The sequence below is a fragment of the Nocardiopsis oceani genome (genome assembly GCF_054777395.1).
Map to the genome: position 1 here is coordinate 15,182 of NZ_BAAHAR010000031.1, position 22,955 is coordinate 38,136.

19 protein-coding genes and 1 tRNA gene are annotated in these 22,955 nt (G+C 69.7%); 8 read left to right on the forward strand and 12 right to left on the reverse strand.

All coding sequences use genetic code 11. The annotated features are described in order from the left end of the window. Positions 1–82 precede the first annotated feature (82 nt). Positions 83–1,360 (forward strand): FAD-dependent oxidoreductase, encoded by a 1,278-nt coding sequence (locus ACYVDG_RS19265; protein WP_460754714.1) that lies wholly within the window; start codon positions 83–85, stop codon positions 1,358–1,360. Positions 1,361–1,399: 39 nt separating this feature from the next. On the opposite strand, the gene ACYVDG_RS19270 is transcribed toward ACYVDG_RS19265, so the two are convergent. Beyond that, positions 1,400–2,314, reverse strand: a complete 915-nt coding sequence (locus ACYVDG_RS19270; RefSeq protein WP_460754717.1) for an SDR family NAD(P)-dependent oxidoreductase — start codon at positions 2,312–2,314, stop codon at positions 1,400–1,402. Positions 2,315–2,334: 20 nt separating this feature from the next. Beyond that, complete coding sequence (locus ACYVDG_RS19275) at positions 2,335–4,797, reverse strand: PEP/pyruvate-binding domain-containing protein (protein ID WP_460754721.1); 2,463 nt, start codon at positions 4,795–4,797, stop codon at positions 2,335–2,337. A gap of 215 nt (positions 4,798–5,012) precedes the next feature. On the opposite strand from ACYVDG_RS19275, the gene ACYVDG_RS19280 reads away from it, so the two are divergent. From ACYVDG_RS19280 to ACYVDG_RS19290, 3 genes are read left to right on the forward strand one after another with little or no spacing between them, the layout of a single operon-like run. After that, positions 5,013–5,705 carry a TetR/AcrR family transcriptional regulator gene (locus tag ACYVDG_RS19280; protein WP_460754724.1) on the forward strand — a complete coding sequence of 231 codons (693 nt, stop codon included), beginning with the start codon at positions 5,013–5,015 and terminating at the stop codon, positions 5,703–5,705. Then, on the forward strand, positions 5,702–6,628 hold the full coding sequence (locus tag ACYVDG_RS19285) for an ABC transporter ATP-binding protein (RefSeq protein WP_460754729.1): 927 nt from the start codon (positions 5,702–5,704) through the stop codon (positions 6,626–6,628). The genes ACYVDG_RS19280 and ACYVDG_RS19285 overlap by 4 nt, the downstream gene beginning before the upstream one ends. Next, positions 6,625–8,283, forward strand: coding sequence for an ABC transporter permease (locus tag ACYVDG_RS19290; RefSeq protein WP_460754735.1), 1,659 nt, complete (start codon positions 6,625–6,627; stop codon positions 8,281–8,283). Before ACYVDG_RS19285 ends, ACYVDG_RS19290 begins: the two co-directional genes overlap by 4 nt. A gap of 27 nt (positions 8,284–8,310) precedes the next feature. Here ACYVDG_RS19290 and ACYVDG_RS19295 read toward each other — a convergent pair whose 3' ends face one another. The 10 genes from ACYVDG_RS19295 to ACYVDG_RS19340 form a co-directional block, all read right to left on the reverse strand. Then, positions 8,311–9,603, reverse strand: a complete 1,293-nt coding sequence (locus ACYVDG_RS19295) for a nucleotide disphospho-sugar-binding domain-containing protein (protein WP_460754740.1) — start codon at positions 9,601–9,603, stop codon at positions 8,311–8,313. Beyond that, the gene (locus ACYVDG_RS19300) at positions 9,600–10,223 is read right to left on the reverse strand and encodes a TetR/AcrR family transcriptional regulator (RefSeq protein WP_460754745.1); all 624 of its coding nucleotides are present in this window, start codon (positions 10,221–10,223) and stop codon (positions 9,600–9,602) included. Before ACYVDG_RS19300 ends, ACYVDG_RS19295 begins: the two co-directional genes overlap by 4 nt. Before the next feature lie 56 nt (positions 10,224–10,279). After that, positions 10,280–11,449: a cytochrome P450 family protein gene (locus tag ACYVDG_RS19305; protein ID WP_460754747.1), complete on the reverse strand. Its 1,170-nt coding sequence runs from the start codon at positions 11,447–11,449 to the stop codon at positions 10,280–10,282. A 364-nt stretch (positions 11,450–11,813) separates the two neighbouring features. Then, positions 11,814–13,385, reverse strand: coding sequence for a fluoroquinolone export ABC transporter permease subunit (locus ACYVDG_RS19310; RefSeq protein WP_460754751.1), 1,572 nt, complete (start codon positions 13,383–13,385; stop codon positions 11,814–11,816). Then, on the reverse strand, positions 13,382–14,260 hold the full coding sequence (locus ACYVDG_RS19315) for an ABC transporter ATP-binding protein (RefSeq protein WP_460754756.1): 879 nt from the start codon (positions 14,258–14,260) through the stop codon (positions 13,382–13,384). Before ACYVDG_RS19315 ends, ACYVDG_RS19310 begins: the two co-directional genes overlap by 4 nt. After that, positions 14,253–14,840 (reverse strand): TetR family transcriptional regulator, encoded by a 588-nt coding sequence (locus tag ACYVDG_RS19320; protein ID WP_460754761.1) that lies wholly within the window; start codon positions 14,838–14,840, stop codon positions 14,253–14,255. Before ACYVDG_RS19320 ends, ACYVDG_RS19315 begins: the two co-directional genes overlap by 8 nt. 116 nt (positions 14,841–14,956) lie before the next feature. Further along, positions 14,957–15,631, reverse strand: coding sequence for a potassium channel family protein (locus tag ACYVDG_RS19325; RefSeq protein WP_460754766.1), 675 nt, complete (start codon positions 15,629–15,631; stop codon positions 14,957–14,959). A gap of 28 nt (positions 15,632–15,659) precedes the next feature. Further along, positions 15,660–17,057: a TrkH family potassium uptake protein gene (locus ACYVDG_RS19330; RefSeq protein WP_460754771.1), complete on the reverse strand. Its 1,398-nt coding sequence runs from the start codon at positions 17,055–17,057 to the stop codon at positions 15,660–15,662. Beyond that, positions 17,054–17,794 carry an alpha/beta fold hydrolase gene (locus ACYVDG_RS19335; RefSeq protein ID WP_460754776.1) on the reverse strand — a complete coding sequence of 247 codons (741 nt, stop codon included), beginning with the start codon at positions 17,792–17,794 and terminating at the stop codon, positions 17,054–17,056. The genes ACYVDG_RS19330 and ACYVDG_RS19335 overlap by 4 nt, the downstream gene beginning before the upstream one ends. A 426-nt stretch (positions 17,795–18,220) precedes the next feature. After that, positions 18,221–18,292: transfer RNA gene (locus ACYVDG_RS19340), tRNA-Arg, on the reverse strand. Positions 18,293–18,422: 130 nt separating this feature from the next. Between ACYVDG_RS19340 and ACYVDG_RS19345 the strand changes: the two genes are divergently transcribed. The 4 genes from ACYVDG_RS19345 (at position 18,423) to ACYVDG_RS19360 (ending at position 22,863) form a co-directional block, all read left to right on the forward strand. After that, positions 18,423–18,821: a response regulator transcription factor gene (locus tag ACYVDG_RS19345; RefSeq protein ID WP_460754781.1), complete on the forward strand. Its 399-nt coding sequence runs from the start codon at positions 18,423–18,425 to the stop codon at positions 18,819–18,821. Next, positions 18,818–19,930, forward strand: coding sequence for a DALR anticodon-binding domain-containing protein (locus ACYVDG_RS19350; RefSeq protein WP_460754787.1), 1,113 nt, complete (start codon positions 18,818–18,820; stop codon positions 19,928–19,930). Before ACYVDG_RS19345 ends, ACYVDG_RS19350 begins: the two co-directional genes overlap by 4 nt. A 189-nt stretch (positions 19,931–20,119) precedes the next feature. Further along, the gene (lysA, locus tag ACYVDG_RS19355; RefSeq protein ID WP_460754792.1) at positions 20,120–21,505 is read left to right on the forward strand and encodes a diaminopimelate decarboxylase; all 1,386 of its coding nucleotides are present in this window, start codon (positions 20,120–20,122) and stop codon (positions 21,503–21,505) included. Between the two features lie 71 nt (positions 21,506–21,576). Then, positions 21,577–22,863, forward strand: coding sequence for a homoserine dehydrogenase (locus ACYVDG_RS19360; RefSeq protein WP_460754799.1), 1,287 nt, complete (start codon positions 21,577–21,579; stop codon positions 22,861–22,863). The last annotated feature ends 92 nt before the right edge of the window (positions 22,864–22,955 follow it).

A 22,955-nucleotide genomic window follows, 5' to 3' on the forward strand; every position in this document is an offset into this window, starting at 1 on the left:
GATGCCGTCCCCGCCGGTCTTCTTTCGCGCTGTGTGCCCGGCCCCACACGATCCCGACCTCAAATCTGTGGCCGAGGTGGCCATGGACGACATCGATGTGCTGGTGGTGGGGGCTGGGCCCACCGGATTGACTGCAGCGTGCGCGCTCGCACTCCAGGGCGCCTCCGTTCGGGTGATCGACTCCGCGTGCGGCCCTTCGCAGAGTTCGCGGGCGAACTTCCTGCACGCACGGGGTGCCGAGGTGCTCGACCGGTTGGGGCGCTGGGGGATCTGCCGAAGGAGGCGGTATCGGCGCTCACCATCACGGTGCACGTGGCAGGCGAGCCCGTCTCGGTGGTGCGCTTCGGTGATGCCGGACTGCGCACCAGCCGCCCCGCAGTCGCGGATTGAGGAAGCCCTACGGGAACGGTTCGCGGAGCTGAGCGGCGCGGTGGAGTGGGGCAGGCGGTGGGAGGAGGTTCAGCAGGAATCCGACAGGGTCGTCGCCTTGGTGGAGAGCGGAAGTCAGATTCGGGCGCGGTGGCTCGTGGGGGTCGGCGGGGCCCACTCCGCCACAGGCAAGCTCGTCGGCGAGGCGTTCCCCGGAGCTCCGGTCGCCGATACGCGGCTGCTGGCCGACGCCTATCGCCACGGCCGGGTCCTGATCGCGGGGGACGCGGCGCACCTCCACTCGCCTATGGGCGGCCAGGGGATGAAGACTGTAATCGGGGACGCGGAGAACCTCGTCTGGAAGCTCGCTCTCGTCCTGCGCGGCAAGGCCTCGTCGGCACTGCTGGACACCTATCAAGCCAAGCGGCGGCCACTGGCCGAAACGGTTCTACACACGACCACCGCGACCTCCAGACTTCAACTGGGCGAGGGCGCGGTACTGCGTGAGCACGTGCTGCTCACTCGTCGACCTGCCATCGGTCAGCGCTGGGCCACTGCTGTCGCTTCCCAGCTGGGCGTGAGCTACCGCAAGGGCCCTCTGGGCGGCCGCCGTCCCCTCACGACATCCAAAAGCACTGAGCCGGGTGACCGGTTTCCGGACCTGGCATGCCTGCGCGAGGACGGAAGCCGGACCCGCCTGCACGGCGAACTCGGATCACACTGGGTCCTGTTGGCACCCACGACCGACCCGCGCGGCGGCGCAACCGTCCGTGACCCCCTCGGGGACGACATCGTCGTCCTCAGGCCCGCAGCGGAAGGGCTCTCCGACCTGTTGCTGGTCCGGCCCGACGCGCTCATCGACATGATGGTCGGCGCCGTGATCTACCGTGTTCTGCAGCCGGTGCCCCTGGACATCGCAGAAGCGGAGTGGTATCTGCGGTCGGTCTACCGACAGGTCGGCCTGCTTCCCGCCGTTCCCGAGGGAGGCTGACCCGTGCCCGTATCCGCGGAGAACGGCGCGAACCCCTTCTCACCAGGCCCACTCCGGGTGCCCGGTCTCCTGCTGGCTGACCTGCCACAGGCGCTCGCGGGCTCCTTGGTCGTTGGCGAACGGTGGCGCGGAAACGGGGCGGCACCCTTCGTCGCGGTAGACCCCTCGCAAGGCGTTCCGATCGCCGGGCCCCGCGTCAACGCGGCCGTTCCAGGGAGCCGGGCGGGTGGCGACGCGGCCGTAGGTCCTGGCCAGCTGGTCCGGTGCGAGCGCGGCCCGGTTCTTCGGCGCGTACAGGGTGCGAAGCAACCAGGGCATGGCGGCCAGCCTGTCGGCGTCGAGCCGTACCGCCGGAACGCGTAAACAGACCACGTCGACCGTGCCCCGGGCGTGCTGGGCGATGCGCAGGCTTGCCATGACCTGGGCCAGTTTCGCGTGGTAGTAGGCCCGGGTCGGGCTGTACCAGCGGGGTGAGTCGAGTTCATCGAAACGGATCTTCACCCACGGCATGGAGACGAGTCCCTTGCTCGCGACCGTGACCAGGCGGGGCTTGGGAGCGGCGGCCATTAGTGGGCTGAGAGCGGCGGTGAGTCGGTGCGGCCCCAGGTGGTTGGTGGCCCAGAAGAGTTCGTGTCCGTCAGAGGTGAACCGGGGTGCGCGCATCGTCTGGTCGAAGACAGCGGCGTTGTTGATCAGGACGTCGAGGTGGTCCAGCTCGCTGGTGAGCTTATCCGCCGCGGCCTGGATGGACTCTGGGTCGGCGAGGTCGGTGACGACCAACCGAGCCGGGGACTTCGCGCGGCTGTTGATACGGTCCAGCGCGGTCCCGCCCCGAACCGCGTCACGGCACAGGGCGAGGACACGGTGCCCGTCAGCAGCCAGCTGTTCGGCCGCGCGGAGACCGATCCCAGAGTTGGCCCCGGTGATCGCGATGGTGAGCTGTGCTTGGGACACGGTGGTCTCCCGGAGGGTTTTCAGGGGTTCTCGTCGACCACGGTGACGGTTCCCGCTGTGCCGTCGATCCGTAGGAGGTCTCCGGTCCGGATGACGGTGGTGGCGTTCCGTACGCAGATCACCGCGGGGAGGCCGTACTCGCGGGCCACCGTGGGGCCGTGCGCGATCGGTGAACCGGTTTCCGTGATCAGCCCGGCGGCGGTCATGAACAGCGGGGTCCAGCCGGGGTCGGTGGTCGGAGCCACCAGGATCTCTCCCGGTTTCAATCGGGCGCCGCTCGGGTCGATAACGACCCTGGCCCTGCCCTCCGCGCGTCCAGGCGCGGCGGGCGACCCGGGCAGCCCGCCCGCCTCCACGGGCGGAGCGGGCAGGGTGGCCTCCACATTCGTGCCATCGGTCAGAAGCGTCCCTGGAACGGAACGGCGCCGCAGCTCGCGCTGGTGGAAGCGGCGACGGTCGGCCACCAGGGCCCGCTGGTCGGTGCTCGTGGCTGCGGCCGATCGGGCTTCGTCCATCTCCAGGAACACGATGTCGCCCGGCTCCTCCAACAGACCCCTGCCGACCAGGTCCTCCCCGGCCAGGAGCAGCTGGCGGCGCATCTCTGCGAACGGCACCAGCCAGGCGAACTTGGCGTACTCGCGCATACCCGTGAGTTCGCGGGAGCGGCGCATGAGCAAGGCCGCGAGCCGCCCGCGCACTGGGCGGGCACGCACCGCTCGGGCGCTGAGTTCGGCGAGCTTGGCCTCGGCGGTGGCAGCCGCCCGCTGGAACCGGCGGTCCGGAGCCTGTTCGGGATCCTCCAGGCGCAGGTAGTTGGCGATCGACCCGAAGATCGGGGCGGGGTCCTCGCGCCATCGGGGTACACCGAGGTCCACCTCGGCAGCGGCCCGGTGCCCGTACGCGTCCAGGAAGGCGTCCAGCCCGATGTCGGGCAGGTCCCCGTCCCAGTATCGGGTGGCGAGCTCGTCAGGGGGTGTCCGGGCGAACAGGTCACCGTGGACCCGCGCACGCTCGGCGATCCGCCACAGGGCCAGGTCCATCTCGGTGGTGACGTTGTGCGGTAGGCCGCCCAGAACGGTGTCGGTCTCCTCCTTGGTGGCGACGCCGTCGAGCAGGACCGCCGGGACCATGCCGGTGATGATCCCGGCGAAGACCGGGCCCATCACCTCCAGGAGGTCCGGGCCGAGCATCTCTTTGAAGGCGTCCCCGGCGACCCAGTCCAGCCGCTCCCGCGCGCCCGCCTTCGATCCCGGGCCCCGCAGTGCGCGCAGCCGTCTCACGGCGGCATGGGCGCGGGCCCGTCCTGCCGGGGGGCGGGCCAGGGCGTTGCAGACGCCGAGCGCGGCGGCTGGAAGGACGGCGGCGGCCACAGCGAGCCCTGTGCGCGCGGAGAACGGCAGTCCGTGGCGGGGTGCGAACCGCGGGTCGTCGAGAAGGTGCTCCACCGCCGCCCGCACGTGCGGACCGTACACCTCCATGCCCGCGGCCATTCTCTGCCGGACCGGGGCGCTGCGCAGGAAGGCGGAAATGTCGATGTAGAGCCGTCGGCCGATGTCGACCATGAGGGGATCGCGATCGGAGGTGTTGGCGGGGAACCCGGCCACCGCCCACCAGCGGGTCCACACCTCCTGGAGCATCGAAACGCCCACGGGGGTGAAGGGGCGCAGCATGCCCTGCATGTGCCCGATCTCCATGTAGAGGCGGGGCAGGTCGGGCAGGTCCTGCGGAGGCAGGGGGAACAGTGTCGTGACGGGTCTGGACTGGAGCAGCCACAGGGCCCCGTCGCGGTCGTGGGCCCACTCGACGTCCTGCGGAGAGCCGTACAGCTTCTGGAGCCGTTGTCCGGCGGCGGCCAAGGTGGCCACCTGGTCACGGGTGAGACAGCCCTCGACGTCGCTAGGGAGGCGCCCGGCTTCGACGGCGTAGCGGTCTGGTTCGACCGACCCGTCAACGACCCCGGTGCCCAGGCCGCGGACCGCGTCGACCACGGTGCGGTCTCGGGACCCGGTGAGGGGGTCTGCGGTGAACATGACGCCGGCGGTGGCGGCGTCCACCATCCTCTGCACCACGACAGCCATGCGCACTTCGGCCCGGTCGGTGCCGTTGGCCTCGCGGTAGGCTACGGCGCGCTCGTTGTCGAGGGAGTCCCAGCAGCGTCGGACCGCGTCCGCGAGGGCGTCGGCACCTTCGATGTCGAGGTAGGTTTCCTGCTGCCCGGCGAAGCTGGCGTCGGGCAGGTCCTCGGCCGTGGCGCTGGAGCGCACCGCGACTCTGCCGCCGCCCAGGGCTTCATAGGCCCGGACGATCTCCTCGGCGGGCACCTTCCCTGAGGCGTGGGCGATCGTGGTGACGCAGAACCCGGGGGGTACGGGTTCACCGGCCGCGATCATCTCGCCGAGATTGGCCGCCTTGCCGCCCACGAGGTCCCCCGTGTCCCGGCGGACCTCGCCAAGGTCGATGACTGTGTCGTCCTGTGTGGCCATCCCTGAGCCTTCCCTCGGTGTCCCCGGTTGCGGTCACGGGCGGCTCCGCGTCAGGTGTTGGCTCGGGGCGCGTCCGCGAGGAGGCCTTCCCGCCTGCGGCCCGGGGTAACACCGCTGTCCGGTGCGGTTCGCGAACGCACCACGGGAAGTCCGGGTGCCGGAACCCAGCGCTACACATCCTTATAATTAACTACACAAGCGTGTAGTCTTGTCGTATGAACCCCAACACACGACCGGAACCCGGCTCCGATCTCACCGGGCGCGCCCGCATCCGCGACGCCGCCCTGAAGGTCTTCGCCGAACACGGCGCCAAGGGTGCCACCGTGCAGCTGATCGCCGCCGAGGCCGACGTCTCCACTGGCCTGATCCGCCACCACTTCGGATCCAAGGAAGGGCTGCGCGAGGCCTGCGACGCCCATGCGGTCGGCACCCTGCTCGATCAGGCCCACCGGGCGCTGGAAGAAGGGGTCTCCGAACCGGGGTTCGCCACTTCGATGTACCTCTCCAGCCAGGCCAGCTCCCGGTACCTGGCCCGTGCCCTGGTGGAGGGGTCGGTGTCGGCTGACGGGTTGTTCGAGGCGGGCGCCGATCTCGCCGAGCGCTTCCTGTCCGAACGGTGGCCCGACCGCTTCCCCCCGGGTTCCGAGGCCGTCCGGGACGCCGCCGCGGTCATGGGGGCCATGCATCTGGGGCCCTTGGTCCTGCACACCCACCTGTCCAGGCGGATGGAGGCCGACACCCTTGATCCCGAACACGCCCCGCGGGTGGGTCTTGCCATGGCCGCCGTCTACACATCCGTGTCCGACTTCTTCGAACACGACCAGGGCCGGAAGATCACCGGCTCCCTGAGCGATACCGGAACTCACACCGGCGCACCTACGGATCCTCGCCACAGGGAGGGAGGATGAGCACGACCGCCAGCGCGTTGGAGATCACCGGGCTCGTCAAGCGCTTCGGAGCCACCACCGCGCTGGACGGCCTGGACCTCAACGTGGCCACCGGGGAGGTCCACGGCTTCCTTGGGCCGAACGGGGTCGGGAAGACTACGACCCTGCGTATCCTGCTCGGCCTGATGCGTGCCAGTGCCGGTACCGTCCGTCTGCTGGGCGGAGACCCCTGGCACGAGGCGGCCGAACTCCACCACCGTCTGGCCTACGTCCCCGGTGACGTCACCCTCTGGCCGGGCCTGTCCGGCGGCGAGATCCTGGACCTGCTGGGCCGGATCCGCGGCGGTGCCGATCCCAGGCGCAGCGCCGAACTCGCGGACCGCTTCGACCTGGACCTTCGCACCAAAGGGCGCGCCTACTCCAAGGGCAACCGGCAGAAGGTCGCCTTGGTGGCAGCGTTGGCCGCCGACACCGAACTACTGGTGCTGGACGAACCCACCTCCGGGCTCGATCCGCTCATGGAGTCGGTCTTCCGGCAGACCGTCGCCGAGGAGCGGGACCGCGGACGTACTGTCCTGCTGTCCAGCCACATCCTCTCCGAGGTCGAGGCGCTCTGTGACCGGGTGAGCATCATTCGCGCCGGGCGCACGGCGGAGAGCGGGACCCTGGCCGAACTACGCCACCTGTCCAGGATTACCGTCACCGCCGAACTCACCGGTTCCCCCGACGGGCTCGCCGACTTGCCCGGGGTGCACGAGGTATCGGAGGACGGCGCGCGTGTGCGCCTGCACGCCGACCCGGGTGCCCTGGACACGCTGTTCGCTCACCTGGCCAGGGTGGGTGTGCGCGACCTCGCCGCCGGACCACCCACCCTTGAAGAGCTGTTCCTGCGCCACTACGCCGCGGACGCCCGTGACGGTGCCGCTGTCGGGGAGACACGATGAACGCCCCCACGAGCCCGGCGAGCAGGCCCGGCACCACGAGGGTGGCTCGACCGGGTCGGCGGCCCGGCCCGCTTCTGGGCACGGGGCACCTGGCCCGCTTGGCACTGCGCCGCGACCGGTTCCTGATCGCGGTCTGGACGGCCGTCACCGCCGGGGGCGTCCTGGGCGGGGTGGCCGCGGCCGAGATCACCTATCCCACGGCCCAGGACCGGCAGGAGAGGTGGGAGCAGCTCCAGACTGTGCCGATGTTCGTCCTGTTCCAGGGCAGGGCCTTCGCCGACACCGCCGAGGCCTTGGCGGCACAGCAGGCCTTCGCGGTCGGCACGATGTGCGCGGCCTTGGGTGCGGTGCTGCTGGTCGTGCGGGGCACCCGAGCGGAGGAATCCTCCGGTCGGCGCGAACTGCTCGGCGGGCTGCCCCTGGGGCGGCACGCGGACCTGGCCGCGGCGCTGACCATCGCTCTGAGCGCGGGTGTCGTACTCGCCGCGCTGATCGCATGCGGACTACTCGTCTCCGGGATGCCGGTGGCCGGTTCCGTCGCCCTGGCCCTTGTCACCGGTATGGCGGTGTGGACGGGGGCGGGACTGGCCGCTCTAGCGGCGCAGCTCACCACCGGCACTGGACGGGCGGTGGGTCTGGCCTTCGGTGCGTTCTACTGCCTGCACCTGTTCCGAGGTCTGGGCGCGATGACGGGCGAGGGCGCACTTTGGATGACCTGGTTGGTGCCGCAGGGGTGGTGGGAGAACCTGCGCCCCTTCGCCGACGAACAGTGGTGGGTACTGCTCCCCGCCCTGGCCTGGATCTTGCTGACCGTGGCCGCGGCATTCGTCCTGGCCGACCGGCGCGATCTGGGAGTGGGTGTGTTGCCGCAGCGTCCCGGCCGTGCGCGGGGAGCCGGGTGGCTGCGGTCGGTATCGGCACTGACCTGGCGATTGGATCGCGCCCCGCTAGCCGGGTGGGCGGTGGCCGTCACAACCATGGGACTGGCGATGGGCTACGTCGGGACCGGGGCGATGGCCGAGTACGCGGACATGCCGTGGGTGCGTGCCATGGCCTCCGAAATGGGCGTGGCTCCAGCGGACACCTTCTTCACTTACGTCATCTTCGTGTTCGTCTTCCCGGTCGCCGCGCATGCGCTGTTCACGGCGCTGCGCATCCGCCGGGAGGAGACCGCGGGCACGGCCGAATTACTACTGTCCGGGCCGACCGGGCGCAGTGCTTGGGCCGTGGCACACGTGGGCGCGGCCTTGGCTGCTCCGGTCGTGCTGCTGGCGGCCCTGGGGACGTCCGTCGGTCTGGGTTCCGGGCTCGCCGGAGGACAGACGGGCGCTGACATCGCTCGGTTCACCGTGTTGACCCTGTCCTTGGCACCGGCCGTGTGGGTCGTGGTCGGGGCGACCGTCTTGGTCCAAGGGCTGGTGCCGCGCCTGAGCGCGGCGGTCGGCTGGACCGCGCTCGGTGTGGGCATCGTGACCGAGATCGCGGTGAAGATCGGCCTGGTGCCGGAGCTGCTGTTCCTACTGCTCTCACCTTTCGCGCACGTCAACCCCTTCTACCGGGAGACAGCTGCAACCTACCCGCTGCTCATGGTGCTGGCCGCCGCGCTCCTGGCCGCGGGGGTGTGGGCGCTGCGCCGACGGGACCTGCCCGTCTGAGACAGACGCGAGACGGCCCCGCCTCCTTCACCCACCGCTGTGGGGTGGGGCACTCGCCGCCGCGTCCTCCAGGAAGCGCACCGCGCCGGCCACCCCCTCCTCCTGCCGCACCCGGGCTCTTATCCGTTCCGCGGTGGAGGCCATCACCTGGTCGGACGCCGCGTCGCCGATCGCGGCGGCGAGTGCGCCCTCAGTCAGATCCTGGCCCCGCAGGGGCGGGGTGGCGGCCCCGGCGGCATAGGACCGCTGGGCCCAGAAGGGCTGGTCGCCCCAGAAGGGACAGACCACCTGGGGACGGCCACTGGCCAGCGCTGTCGCGGTGGTGCCCGCGCCGCCATGGTGCACCACGGCCGCACAGCGCGGGAAGATGCGTTCGTGCGGTGCCTCGTCGATGGCCAGAATGCCTTCGTGTGTGCCGTCCGGGGCGATACCGCCCCAGCCCGTCGCGATCACCGCGCGTACGCCCGCCCGCCGGACCGCTCCCGTGATCAGCCGCCACGAAGCGGCCGGGTCCTTCGTGGGGGTGCTGCTGAACCCGATGAACACGGGGGCCTCGCCCGCCTCGAGGAAGTCCTCCAGCCCCGGCGACGGTGTCCAGTCCTCGTCCGGGGGCGGAAACCAGAACCCGGTCGTGTGCACGCCTGGCGGGTAATCGACCCTCTCAGGAAGGAGATGCCGGCTGAATGCCTGCAGTAGAGGGGTGCGGCGGCCGTCGGGCAGATCCGGCGGGACGTGCCGACCTGGGCGGCCCAGGCCGAGCCTTTCGCGGCGCAGCCGCAGCGCCGCCCCACGCTGTCCGCGCAGTGCCAGAGCGACCAGCCGGTAGCTGAGCCGGTTGAACGCGCTGGGCACCCACCTCGGCCACGGTGCACCGGGGACCGGGAAGGCGCGGGTGGGGATCCAGGATGGTTGCAAGGCGACCGGCACGGCCCGGGCCCCGAGGTATTCGGCGATGTGCTGGCCGGGTAGTCCCACGGTGTGGACGACGATGTCGGCACCGTCTTCGGCCGCGTCCGCCATGTCCTCATACACCCGGCCCGTGGCCCCCTTGATGCGTCGCAGTAGCCGAACCGCCTGCGCGGTTCCGCGCACCCCCCGCAGCCCGGTGTCCATGACACCGGGCAGGTCCGGATCGCCCGTCAGCCCGGTGACCCCGTCGTCGGTGGGGTGGTAGTCGACACCTTGGGCGGCGGCCAGTCGGGCGCAGTGAGCGGGACCGGCGACCAGGGCCGTGTGCCCGGAGGCCTCCAAGGCCCGGGCCAGAGCCAGCAAGGGCTGGACGTCCCCGCGTGTGCCTTGGGTGAGTAGGAGCGCTCTCATGTTCCGGGACCTTCCGTGGCGGTCAGCCCTGAGGCGACGAGGTCGATCACGAGGTCGAGGGTCTGCGGGTAGTGCTCGGGAGAGGCCAGGTGTTCGGTGTTCATGGGTAGCAGCAGCACGCTCTGGATGGCCCCCACGATCGCGGCTGGATCGGCTCCGACCAGCTCCCCCTCGGCCTGGCGGGCGGTGATGAACGCGTGCAGTTCGGTGAGCGGGCTGTCCGGCCCCGCGGAATGTGGATCCGCCGAGACCTTCCAGGCGACCGCGGCCATCTCCTCCGGATGGGTGGCAAGGCGCCGGTAGAGGGGATCGGTGGAGAGTTCGGCGACCGTGGCGTGCAGGAAGCGGCGCAGCGCCTCCCGGGTGTCCGGCGTGCTCAACAGGGCGTCGTCGATCACCCGCTTCCTGACCTTGCCCGTCCGGCGTTCCATGAGCGTGAGGTACAGGGCCTCCTTGGAGTCGAAGAAGACGTAGAAGCTGCTCTTGGCGATACCCGCCGGGGCGACGAGCTCCGCCAGGGAGGTCTTGCGCAGGCCTTGCGTCGTGAACAACCGAAGGCCCGTCTCCAGGAGGAGGCCGGTGACGCGCTCCCTTTCCTTCGGGGTGAACGTGGGCGGCACGGGTGTCTTCCTCTCCTTGGCAGCGTGATCGCTCGGGGTTTCGGGTACTCAGGTGGTCAGCGCAGTCGCACGTGGAGGGTGTCCAGCGCCCGCGACGGGCCGGGCCGCCAGGTGGGCGGCTCCTCAGGGTGTGCGAGGGCGAGGCCGGGGAAACGGCGCAGCAGCTCGGTGAAGACGATCCGCAGCTCTGCACGGGCCAGCGCGGCGCCGAGGCAGTAGTGCATGCCGTGCCCGAAGGCGAGGTGGTCGGCATGTCCGCGGTCCAGTCGCAGCTCGAACGGCTGTGGGTATTTCCGAGGGTCCCGGTTGCCCGCGAAGTACAGGGGCATCACCGGCTCGTCGGCGGGGATGGTGGTGCCTCCCAGCTCCACCGGCTCCAAGGTGTAGCGGAACACCCCCGCGTCCGCGGCCCCGTTGTAACGCAGGAACTCCTCCACCGCCTCGGCCACGGACTCCGGGTCGGTGGTCAGCCGCTCTCGCTGCTCGGGGTGGTTCAGCAGCATCAGCACACCGCCGGCGATCATCGCGACGGTGGTCTCGTGCCCGGCGAGCAGGATGCTCAGGGACAGCGACACAATCTCGTGCTCGGTCAACTCATCGTGTGCGACGAGGGCGGACAGCAGATCCTCTCCCGGGGCCGCGCGCTTGGCGGCGACCAGCTCCCGGATGTAGGCGACCAGGCCCCGGGAACTGGCGCCCATCGTCTCCGGGTCCAGGGAACTCATCCCCCGTGCCCACTGGCGCCAGCGGTCCTGGTCCGCCAAGGGCACCCCGAGGAGCTCGCAGATCACCCGGATCGGCAGCGGGTAGGCCAGCTCCGAGACGAGGTCGGCCTCCCGTGGCAGCGCGTCCAGTAGTTCGTCGGTGAGCTGCCGGATCCGCGGCTTGAGTCGCTCCACCCGGCGGAAGGTGAACTCTTTGGAGACCAGTCGGCGCAGGCGCGTGTGGTCCGGTGCGTCCTGGGCACCCAGTGCCGCCGTGAAGTAGGGCCGTACGTCCTCGGGGAGCCCCACCGCGCTGGAGAAATCCAACTTGGTCTGTTTACTCGGATCGTTGCTGAACCGGGGGTCGCTCAACACCGTCATGATCTCCTCGTGGCCGGTGACCAGGGTGATCACGGTTCCGTCGAAGTACCTGGCGGTCTTGACCGGTGGTCCTGCGCACAGGCGCTCGAGTGCGCTGTCGCGCTTCGGTGAGGTGAGTGCGGTGACGAGATCGACGTCCATGCGACGCCTCCGGCGACTATAAAAACAAAAGGGTTATTTGTTCATAGAGAATCAGTCTGAGCGCCGGAAGTCAAGGACATCGGTGACCGGATGGACCTCCGGTACTCGTCTCAGCTCTACCCTCTACCACCCTTTCCGGGCGCAGCCAGGGCATCGGAGAACTCCGTGACCAGTGCGGCGCCCCGCCCCGGTTTCCACCGGTAGGCCGCGTGACCTGGCCTGGGCAGCACCGTGATCAGGGATGGGGATCGCATCTCGAAATGCCCTAGTCCGGTGGTGGAGGTGTGGAGGTGGGGCGGGCTGTTCTGGCGGAAGAGCACCGGAACCCCGATCCCGGGATTCCGGGCAGCGACCGGACGGAGCGTTATGAGATCAGGCGTGACCGTATTCGCCGGACCAGGGACAGGGCGACAACCAGCGCGGTCACTGACCCACCGAGCAGGATCAACGGCGAAGCGACCGCATCGCCCGGGTACCCGGTCAGGGCCAGCAGCGACCACGTGGGCGGTAGGGCCATCATCGGCGACCACCAGAGGTCGGGTAGTACCCAGGCCAGCACGGGGGTCAGGACGGACACGGCCCCCACCGCCTTGAGCACGACGAGGGCCTCGACCTTGTTACTCGCGAACGCCGCGGTGGCCAGCACCACCAGGGGCGCGAACAGCGCAGCGAGCAGCACGGCCGCGACCAGGCCCGGCGATATCTCCGGGGCCAGGCCCGACAGGGGCGCGGCGATCGTCAGCCCGATCAGGGCGAGTAGGAATGCCGTCCCCACTCGGAAACCGAAGTAGGCCGTCAGGGACAGCGGAGAGACGCGCAGTACCAGCAGGGTGCGGTCGTCCACGTCCTCCGTGACGCGCAGCGCCACCACCGAGCCGACCATCATCGGGACGTGCAGCAGGACCAGTGCGCCGAACACGGCGGGGGCGTGCGGAGCGGGGTCGAACCCGTGGGCGGACCGGAGGTACTCGGCGAGCGCTGGATAGGCCCACCGGAGCACCAGTGACAGGGGCAGGGGCGCCAGGGCTACGGCCAACAGGAGCGGATCGCGTCGCCCGCCGACGAGTTCGAACCGGGCGAGGCTCAGGACCGGGTGGAGCCCCCGCATGGATTCGGCCGCGGGACGTGAGCGCGCCCGAGCGTACCGAGGGGTGGAGCTCCGGCGTGCGCGGCGGCCGGCGTCCAGCCCGGCCCCCGCGGAACCGCGGTCGCTGTGGAGAGCGGCCCCCTCTCCGGTGACGGCGTTCCGCCGGGCGGCCCACCAGCAGAGGGCCACCGCGCACCCCGCCGCGTACAGCAGCACGATCTCCCCACCGGGAGTCTCCGGGCTCCCCGTCTGGCCGGTCAGGCCACGGTTGATCAGCTCGGCGCCCGCTGTGGTGGGAACGATCCACTGCAGCGGGCTCTGGGCCACACCGGCCAGGTGCAGTGCCGGGACCGCGATCAGTGGGGCTATGGCCGGAGCCGTGGCGAGCAGGGCACCCTGGAAGGTACGGGTGAGCGCGCCCAGCCCCATGCACGCGGCCACCAGAAGGACCGAGGTGAGCGTGACCCCGGCTGTGCCGTATCCGAGCGCTCCCCAAAGCCTCCCTTCCGGCGCGGTTACCACGATCATGGGGATCGCCATTGCGACGACCGGCAGGGTCAGTACCCCCACACGCAAGAGCGCGGTCTCCCGCGGGCTGACGGGGGTGACCGCCCGGGCGGCATCGGTGCCCTCGGTCCGCTCGAACATGAGCAGGGCGACGGCGAACAGCGCCCCGAACCCGGCCGTGTCCAGGAACAGGAGGTAGGGGGCCAGTGCCTGTGCTCCCGCCGTGGGCAGGGCGAGCAGCAGCCCGGTCCAGAGCACGGCGAGAACGGTGGCGATCGCCACGACCCCGTACCGCCACATCACCTTCATCTCCAGCGCGAACGCGCCGGTGAGCCGGCTCACAGCCGGACCCTGGTGACCTCGGCGAAGACCTCGTCGAGTGTGGCCTCGCGTGTGTGCAGGGCCGTGACCGCGCCCGAGGCAACCAGGCCCGAGAGCTCACCTTGGGTGCCCAGGTCCGCGAGGTCGAAGGTGCGCCGGTGGGGACGGCCGTCGGTCACGTACTCTGCCACGACGCCGGGCCGACCGTAGCGGCGGCGGAATCCGTCCGGGGTGTCGACGGCGGCGATCCGACCGTCGACGACGAAGGCCAGCCGGTCGCACAGGTACTCGGCCGTGCGCATGTCGTGGGTGGTCAGGAAGACGGTGGTGCCCCGGTCCGCCTCGCCCCGGATGACTTCGCGCAGGCGCGCCGCGCGCACAGGGTCCTGGCCCGAGGTGGGCTCGTCCAGGAAGAGCAGCCGGGGGCGGTTGAGCAGAGCCCGTGCCAGGCTCAGGCGCATCCTCATCCCCTTTGAGAAGGTGCTCAGCCTCTGGTGCGCGGCCTCTGCCAGGTCAACGCGGTCCAGGAGTTCGGCGGGCTCGGTCACCGGTCCCCGATACAGGGAAGCGAACACCTCCAGGTTCTCGGTCGCGGTCAGACGGGTGAACTCGGCGGGCAGCTCGAAGCCGACGCCGATCCGCTCGTAGTAGTCCCTGCCCCACTCCGGCAGCGGGTGGCCGAGTACCCGGACCCGGCCGCTGTAGCCGCGCAGCAGTCGGGTCAGCACGTGTTGGACCGTGGACTTGCCCGCCCCCGAAGGGCCGAGGAACCCGAAGACCTCACCCGGCCCCACGGTGAAGCCCATCTGCCGTACCGCGTCCCTGCTCGCTCTGCGGTAGCGCACGCGCAGGTCCGATACGGAGATGACGTCGTCGGTGGCGTTGCTCTCAGACATCCGGTGCTCCAGGTGGTTCGAGGGCGTTGAAGGCCTGCTCCATGAGCGTCGGCAGGTCCCCTGTGCCGCCCTCCTCGACCCAGACGGTGATGGCGGTCGTGAGCGCGGCGACACATGCCGAGGCCACGACACGTACGGTCATCGGCGGGTCCTCAGACTCGGGCCTATCGCAGAGCCCTCTCTCGAACGCCGTCTGAGAACCGCGCAGGCTCTCGCCCATGCGGGAACGGAGGGCCGGGGTGCTCAACAGCAGACGGGAACGCAGGAGCAGATCTTCCCTCTCCTGTGCGTAGACCTCCGGAATCGCGCTCATGAGCGCGTCGCGGACACGTCGCAGGGGAGGGTTCTCCGAGGGCTGGGCGCGGATCAGCTCTTCGAGCATCGGGTCGTAGTCGTCCTGCAGGACCACGTCCTCCTTGGTGGGGAAGTACCGGAAGAACGTCATGTGAGAGACGCCCGCCTGGGCCGCGATCCGCGCGACAGTCGTGTTCTCGTACCCGTGCTCGGTGAACAGGCGGAACGCCGCGCCACGCAGCGCGTTCCGGGTGTTCGCCCGCTGTCTTTCCCGCCGGTGCACCATGGTTCCCGCACAATGAGATGTTAGTTGGTAACAAGTTACTTTCTAACATTATCCGTACCGGTACTCCGTGTACAGAGTTCCGACGCAGGCACCGGCCCACGACCGCGGAGCTGGACTCAGGGCGTCGACTCGGCGAACCGCTCGACATCGTCGGTCCGGCCCGCCACGACGATCACGTCGCCCGTGTGCAGCCGCGTTTCCTGAGTGGCGTAGGTGAAGGTCTTCCCCCTGCGCTTGACCGAGACCACCGTGACCCCGTACTTCTGCCGGACCCTGGTCTCCCCGAGCGGCTTGCCGACCAGTTCCCGTGGTGCCTTGGTCGTGCCAAGGGCGAACCCTTCCTCGAACTCCACGTAGTCGAGCATGCGTCCGGACAACAGGTGTGCGACGCGCTCGCCCATGTCGTGCTCCGGAAGCACGACATGGTGGGCGCCGATCTGCTCCAGGATGCGTCCGTGCCTGCGGTTCATGGCCTTGGCCCAGATGTCCTGCACACCCAGGTCGACCAGGAGGGAGGTGGCCAGGATGCTCTCCTCCAGGTGGTCGCCGATGGCTACCACGGCCCGGTGGAACTGGTGAGCGCCCGCTTGGCGCAGTGCCGCCTCGTCGGTTGCGTCGGCGACGACGGTGTGGGTGAGCTGTTCGGCGTAGGTCTGCACCAACCGCGGTTGCGTGTCTACTCCGAGGACTTCCCAGTCGCGCTCGACGAGCTCCAGGCAGAGTGAGCTGCCGAAGCGGCCCAGTCCGATGACCAGAGCGCGTTTGTCCAGTTTTCTGCTTCTGCGGGACATCATGCCCCTCTTCTTCGTATTGGGGGTCTCAACCGATGATCGGCCGGGCTTCGGCCAGTTCGTAGCGGCGGTGGCGTTCCCGGAAGGCCAACGCGGTGACGAACGTGATGGGGCCGATCCTCCCGGCCACCATGAGTACCGCCAGGAGGATCTGGGCCCATTGGGGCAGGTCGCCGGTGATACCGGTGGACAGACCCACCACAGCGAATGCGGAGACGGTCTCGAACATCACCTGCATGAGGCTGAACTGTGTCGTGTGCACCAGCAGTATCGTGCTGAAGGCGACGATGGTCGCGGACAGGAACATCAGGCTCAGAGCCTGGCGGATCACCTCGGCTGGGAGCTGACGGCCGTAGACGTGCACCTTGTCGTGGGCCCGGAACTCGGCCAGGATCACGAGGAAGATCACCGCGAGTGTGGCGACCTTGATGCCTCCGGCGGTGCCGGCGCTGCCGTTGCCGACGAACATGAGCATGATCGTCAGTAGGAGAGTGGAGTCCTGCATCTGACCCGTTTCGACAACGTTCAGGCCTCCGCTGCGCGGCATAACGCCGTGGAAGATGCCGTCGGTGACCTTGGCCCACCCGCTCAGCTGCCCGAGCGTGTCGGGGTTGTCCCATTCCATCAGGGTGATGAGGACCGCTCCGGCGAGAAAGAGTACGAGAGTGGTCGTGACCGTGATCTTGGTGTGCAGGCTCCACCTGTGCGGTGTGCGGAGGTGGCGGCGCAGCTCGATCAGCACCGGAAAGCCGATCCCTCCGAGGACGACGGCGCAGATGACAGGTAGGAGGACCAGGGCGTCGCCGGAGAATCTGACGAGGCTGTCGTCGTAAAGGGACAGCCCGGCGTTGTTGAAGGCCGAGACCGAGTGGAACAGCCCGGTGTAGGCCGCTTCTGCGAAGCTCATCTCATAGCCGAGCCACAACCGTGGGGTGATCAGTAAGAACGTGGCGCCCTGGATCACGGCGAAGATGATGAGGACCCTGCTGACGACCCCGCGTACGTCACCGATCCACAGACTGCGGGTCTCGGCCTGCACGTTGAGCTGCATCCGTAACCCGAATCGGTGGATGACAGCGGTACCCAGCAGCGCGGCCAACGTCATGATCCCCATGCCGCCGACCTGCATCAGCACCAAGACGACGCCTTGCCCCCAGCCGCTGAGGTCGTCGCCGATGGAGACGACGCTGAGCCCGCAGACGGCCAGCGAAGTGGTGGCGGTGAAGAGGGCGGAGGTGAAGTCCAGCCCTTGGCCGCCCGTCGTTGACCACGATGTCATGAGCAGGCCGGTACCGATCAGATCCACGGTCACAAACAGCAGGAGGAACACCCTCGCGGGCTTCTGCCAGGACCGGGATTCCTTAGTGGACCGGAGGTTCGCCCTGGGCTGTGGCCAGCCCAGCCGCCGGTAGCGACGAGATCTCATCCCACGGTGGCTGGGAAGCCGCGCAGGAGCTCGCGGATCCGGTCCGGCCGGTCGCGGAGTGCCAGATGTCCGGAGCCGTGCAGCGTCTGTACTCGGGTGTTCAGAAAGAGCCGAGTGGGACTGTCAAGCAAGTACGGGGAAAAGAGCGGGTCCTCGGACCCGGTGGCGACACTGGTCGGAACGCCCTCCCACCGCTGGTAGACGCCTGACCGCAGAGGACGAGGGGGCAACAGTGCGCGGACCCGGCAGGAGCGCGCCACCAAGGTCATCCACTCCACGAACACGGCATGGCCGGGCTCCGTCATGGAGGGAAATCCCAGGAGCCGAAGCATGGACGCGCTGGACTCCGCTGCCGGGTCGAGCCTCCACCTCAGGAAAGCGCCCATCAGGCCGGTCCCCGGTCCAGCCGAAACCAGTCCCGCGGGATTGACCAGGCAGATTCCACGGATGAGGGGGCTGGGAGTGGAGCACAACGCGGTGGCTGCGCCCGCTCCGCTTCCCAGGAGGATCACTGGTTGGCCTGTGGCTTGTGGGAGGGTCTCGTCCAACCAGTCACCATAGGTGGCCATTCGGGGGCGGGCCGGCCGGGTGCCGTCGTTCAGCCCGGGGTGTCCGGGAAGGTCGGCAACCAGGACGGGCCTGTCCTCGGACAGGACACGAACGGCTTCCAGGAGCGTGGCCGTGTTGAGCCCGGCGCCGGGGAGGATGAAGACCGGCGTTCCAGCTCCCCCTTCCACGCTGAACACTCGGGTGGGCCCCAGTGAGGTGGGAATCGTCGGGCGCGCATGTACAGCGGCGTATGCCGCGATGCGATCCGAGCACCAGTCCTGGATGTCGCGCTGAGCCGACCCGGACCGGTAGACAGACTGGGCAGGGGTGGGTGCGGAGGGACGCATGTTGCCTGGTTTCAGGTAGAGGGCGGACTACTGTCGACCAGACTTCCCGACTCACCTTCGGGCAACTGTACGCCTCGCCCCGGTACTTGACCACTGGTACCGGGGAGGGATCTGCTTCACCCGCGGAGATTGGGTCTCCAACCGACCGGGGGCGATGCAGATGGGTTCTTGGATGACTCGATCCAAGCGGTTGAACAGGCCGCTGGTAGCGAACAGGGGCCAGACACACAAGATGGGAACACTCGTAGAGTGTTCCCATCTGCTCGGTGCCCCCTGGAGGATTCGAACCTCCGCGCCCGGCTCCGGAGGCCGGTGCTCTATCCCCTGAGCTAAGGGGGCGCTGCTGCGTGAACAACTGTAGCAGTGGTTGCGGTGTGGTCGTCCACTCGTGTGGGGCGGGGGTGCCAAGGCCGGCCGGATACCCGAATCCAGTGGTGCCCTCTCGCCCGGCACGGGTAGTGTCACGGTCGTGAACGCCCTTCCCACACGGGTTCTCGTCGTCGAGGACGACGAGGTGATCCGCGAACTCATCCGCCTCAACCTCGAACTGGAGGGGTTCGAGGTGTTCACCGCGACGGACGGGCAGGACTGCCTGGACCGGTTCGCACACGTCGACCCCGACGTCATCACCATGGACGTGATGATGCCCAGACTCGACGGGTGGGCCACGGTGGAGCGCCTGCGGGCGGACGGCTACGACCGGCGCATCGTCATGGTGACCGCTCGGGCCCAGTCAGACGACCGCAGACGCGGTGAGCGGATCGGCGTGGACGACTACCTCACCAAACCCTTCGACCCCGACGAGCTGGTCGACCTCATCCGGGCCCTCCCCGGAAAGGGCGACGGCGGGATCGGGGGAGCGGCGTGACCCCTCGGAGGCTGGAATCAGTCGTCCGCCGCGCCGCGCTGCGCGCCTTCGACCTCGGCGACGCCGACATCCCGTTCGTGTGGCCGCGTGCCGGCCACACGGGCTCGGAGGCCGACGCCGCCGTCGCACTGGCCCCGCGCCTGGTCGGCAGAGTCCGGAGCCAGCTGCCCACGGGCCGGGAGAACGCCCACCGGCACTTGGTGTCCGGGCGGATCGTCGCGCAGGTCGGCGCCATGGCCGACAAGGGCGAACCGGACGCCGGTTTCGCCCGGGTCCTGGAGGACAAGCGCGGTTTCGCCAACTTCACCTTCACCTGCGCACAGCGGCAGAACCTCCTGTACGCGGCCGCCGACGGCCCCAGCTTCCTGACCGGCCGCGACTGGACCGGGACGGGGGACTGGCCGCGCTCCGCCCTGCACGAGGCCGGTCCGGTCGCCCAGGCCCGCCGGTACGCCAGGGCGGACGCGCGGGCGCGCATCGCCATGGCCGTCGGTGAGCGGGTGCCGCCGCCCGGTCCTGGGGGCGAGGTCTCCTGGCGCGACCGCTACCTGGACACCGACCGCTCCGAACTGTTCACCCCCTCTGGCCGGGCGCTCGGCCGGATCGGCGAGGCGAGCGCGCGGATCGCGTTCTGCCGCTCGATCCCCGAGAGACCGCACGACACCGAGACGACCGGCCAGGGCCTGCCGGTCCTGCCCTCCGCCGAGCGCCCAGGGGCGTGGGTCCGCCTCACCGACGCCAACCCCGCCTTCCGGCTGCGCTACGCACACGCGCACGCGCTGAGCAGCCTCCGCTGGGCGGCCGAGGGCGCTTTCGTCCAGCGCACTGACTGCCAACACGGGGGCAACAGCAAGGTTCGCGGGCTCCTCTTCGACGGGCCCAGTGTCCTCGACACCGCGGCGCGCCGAGAGGAACCCCATATCCTGGTCAGATACCTGGAAGCACTGACCAGTGCCTACGATGAGTGGCGGACGAGTTCCACCGCCGTCGGCGGGGCGGGGCCGGAACCGATGCGGGCCGCCCTCGACCCGGCGTTGCCCGCCGCCGTCGCCGGTGTCCTCAACACCGGCCTCTTCCTGCTCGGGGTGTCAGCGCCCACAAGGCTGTAGACATCCCGTTGCCACCGATCGGTGGAACGAGCCCAACACCTGTGTTCCGATCTGTTTAATGGACAATGGAATGGTGCGGGTGCGCCCACGGCCCGGCACGGTGCCGTGCGGTGCGATTCCTACCGCTCCTGCAGCAGCCCCATCGGCACAGCACAGCCAGACGTACAGAGTCCCAGCCGAAAGACCGCCATGAGCCGCTACGCCCACCCTGCCGGATCCCGCCACGCGGAGGTCCTGCCGGAGGACAACCCGCCGCTGCCGCCAGAGGACCTCAACACGCTGGACCCGAAGGTCTGGCCCGCCACCGCGCGCCGGTCGGACGGCGAGGTCACCGTCGGCGGCATCGGCGTGCGCACCCTCGCCGCCGAATACGGCACTCCTCTCTTCATCATGGACGAGGAGGACTTCCGTGCCCGCGCCCGGGACTACGCCACCGCCTTCTCCGACGCGGACGTCTACTACGCGGGCAAGGCCCTGCTGACCAAGGCCGTCGCCCGCTGGGTGGTCGAGGAGGGGCTCAAGCTCGACGTGTGCTCCGGCGGTGAACTGGCAGTGGCCCTGGCCGCCGGAGTCCCCACCGACCGCGTCGCCATGCACGGCAACAACAAGTCCGTCGGCGAACTCCGCCGCGCGGTGGAGGCCGGGGTCGGCCGGATCATCCTGGACTCCCTGGACGAGATCGACCGCCTGGAGGCCGTGGCAGCCGAGCTCGGCGCCAGCCCCAAGGTCCTGATCCGCGTCACCACCGGAGTGGAGGCGCACACCCACGAGTTCGTCGCCACCGCGCACGACGACCAGAAGTTCGGCTTCGCGCTCAGCACTGGCGCCGCCGCGGAGGCGGTCCGCCGCGTCCTCGCCGCCGAGCACCTGGACCTGGTCGGCCTGCACTCGCACATCGGCTCGCAGATCTTCGACACCTCGGGCTTCGAGGTCGCCGCCCGCCGGGTGACCCGGTTCCTCACGCAGATCCACGAAGAACTCGACGTCACGCTCGCCGAACTCGACCTCGGCGGCGGCCTGGGCATCGCCTACACCTCCGGTGACGATCCGCTGGACCCCAAGACCATCGCCGCCAGCCTCACCGCCATCGTGCGGCGCGAGTGCACGGACGCCGGGCTTCCCGTGCCGCGTATCGCCGTCGAGCCGGGGCGCGCCGTCGCCGGTCCCGCCGGGATCACCGTCTACGAGGTCGGTACCGTCAAGGACGTCGAGGGCATCCGCACCTACGTCAGTGTCGACGGCGGGATGAGCGACAACATCCGCACCGCCCTGTACGGCTCGGAGTACACCAGCCAGCTGGTGTCCCGGGAGAGCGACGCCGAGCCGATGCTCTCCCGTCTGGTCGGCAAGCACTGCGAGAGCGGTGACATCATCGTGCACGACCTCTACTTGCCCGCCGACCTTCGGCCGGGCGACCTGGTGGCGGTGGCCGCCACGGGCGCCTACTGCTATTCCATGGCGAGCAACTACAACCACCTGCCCCGCCCCGCCATGGTGGCGGTCCGGGACGCGGAGGCACGGGCCATCGTGCGCAGGGAGAACGAGGAGGACCTCCTCCGCCTCGACGTAGGCTGAACCGTCCGTACGACGGGCGTCGTACCGGCGTCCGGCAGGCCGGACACGAGAGAAGTGGGAGTCACGCCCAAATGGCGATGAAGGTGGCGCTGCTCGGATGCGGCGTTGTGGGTTCGGAAGTCGTCCGCCTGGTCAACGAGCAGTCCGAGGAACTGGCCGCGCGGATCGGCACGCCGATCGAGATCGGTGGTATCGCGGTCCGTCGGCTGGACCGCGATCGCGGCGTCGACCCGGCGCTGCTGACCACCGACGCCACGGCGCTGGTCACCCGCCCGGACATCGATGTCGTGGTCGAGGTCATCGGCGGGATCGAACCCGCCCGTTCCCTGATGCTCGCGGCGGTCAAGGCGGGCAAGTCCGTGGTGACGGCCAACAAGGCGCTGCTGGCCGAGGACGGGCAGACGCTACAGGCTGCGGCGCGCGAGGCGGGGGTCGATCTGTACTACGAGGCGTCCGTGGCGGGTGCGATCCCGCTGCTGCGCCCGCTGCGCGACTCCCTCGCCGGGGACCGGGTCGACCGGGTCCTCGGCATCGTGAACGGCACCACGAACTACGTGCTGGACCGCATGGACTCCCAGGGGGCCGGCTTCACCGAGTCCTTGGAGGAGGCCCAGACCCTCGGGTACGCGGAGGCCGACCCGACGGCGGACGTCGAGGGCTTCGACGCCGCCGCCAAGGCCGCGATCCTGGCCCGCCTGGCCTTCCACACCCAGCGGGTCACGGCCGCCGACGTCCACCGCGAGGGCATCACCGCGGTGTCGGCCGCCGACATCGCCAGTGCCCGCGCGATGGGCTGCGTCGTCAAACTCCTGGCGATCTGCCAGCGCTCGGAGGACGGCGAGTCCGTGGGTGTGCGGGTCCACCCGGTGATGCTGCCGGTCGAGCACCCGCTGGCCAACGTCAAGGAGGCCTACAACGCGGTGTTCGTCGAGGCGGAGTCCGCCGGGAGCCTCATGTTCTACGGCGCCGGCGCCGGGGGCACCCCCACCGCCAGCGCCATCCTGGGCGACATGGTGGCGGTGGCGCGCAACCGCCTCGCCCGCACCTCGGTGGGGGAGGGCGCCCACGACACCGGTCTGCCGGTGCACGACATGGGCCACACCATCACCAGCTACCACGTGGCGCTGGACGTCGCCGACCGCCCTGGTGTGCTCTCCAAGGTCGCCGAGATCTTCGCCGACCACGGGGTGTCCATCAAGAACGTGCGCCAGGAGGGCACCGGTGACGACGCCCAGCTCGTGCTGGTCAGCCACCCCGCCCCCGACGCCGCGCTCAGCGCCACCGTCGAGGAGCTCAGCGTGCACCCGATGGTCCGCGAGGTCGCCAGCGTTATGCGTGTGGAGACCTTCCAGGAGTAGCCGCGACAAGCCGGGATCCGTCCCAGCACGGATCCCGGCGTCCGAATAGTGAGAAATATCTGCCCGGGATGCAAGACAGTCCGGGCCGGGTC